The organism is Methylobacterium sp. B1 (assembly GCF_000333255.1).
GTDB lineage: Bacteria > Pseudomonadota > Alphaproteobacteria > Rhizobiales > Beijerinckiaceae > Methylobacterium > Methylobacterium fujisawaense.
The window spans coordinates 1-853 of sequence record NZ_BACT01000501.1 but is presented as its reverse complement, the minus strand read 5'-3'; the positions used below and the strand labels follow the sequence as shown (position 1 = coordinate 853).

Below are 853 nucleotides of genomic sequence, written 5' to 3'. Positions count from 1 at the left end.
CTGGTGAAGTAGTAGACCGCTTGCGCGGCGACCCGGGCCCAGTTGATCGAGTTGACGCCAGACAGCCGCACCGCGTCGGCGAAATCGGCGTGCTGGAACAGGGCTTTGACGAGGTTCTGGCAATCGTCGAACGTGCCGTCGACGGCCAGCGCGTGGACGTTCTGCGCCGGCACCGAGGTCATCTGCCGCCGCTGGACCTCCGAGACCCGCCCGTGCGGGTAGAGGATGAACACGTCGACCCGGTCGAGGCCGCCGAAGGCCTCCACGGCGGCCGAGCCGGTATCGCCCGAGGTCGCGCCCACGATGGTGGCACGGGCGCCGCGCTGGGTCAGCACGTGGTCCATGAGCCGCCCGAGCAGCTGCATCGCCACGTCCTTGAAGGCGAGCGTCGGCCCGTGGAAGAGCTCCAGCAGGAACAGGTTGTCGTCGAGCTGGGTCAGCGGGCAGACCGCCGGGTGGCGGAACGTCGCGTAGGCCGCGTCGATCATCCGGTCGAGGTCCGGACCGGCGACGTCGCCGTCGATCAGCGGGCGCAGCACGCACTTGGCGGCCTCCGCGTAGGGGCGGCCCGCCAGGGCGGCGATCTCCGGACGGCCGATCTGCGGCCAGGTCTGCGGCACGTAGAGCCCGCCGTCGCGGGCCAAGCCCGCCAGGAGCGCGTCCGAGAAGGAGAGCGGCGCGGCCGCGCCGCGAGTCGAGACGTGGAGCACAGGGTAATTCCGATCTCATTTCCTTTGGCTTCAGGATAGGTCGGGCAGCGTTGGGTCCTGGCCACGGGTGCGCATGATCGTGCTCCTGTCGTTGAGGACCCGGCTAGGCTGGCGGGGTTGCCTTACTGGTTAGCAGAATGAAT

Annotated in this window: 1 protein-coding gene; it reads right to left on the bottom strand. The window is 69.3% G+C overall.

Translation table 11 applies throughout. From position 1 onward, the window contains the following. A partial coding sequence (locus I53_RS14565; protein WP_043351888.1) for a pyridoxal-phosphate dependent enzyme occupies nucleotides 1-710 on the bottom strand: 710 nt, incomplete at its 3' end. Between the last annotated feature and the right edge of the window lie 143 nt (nucleotides 711-853).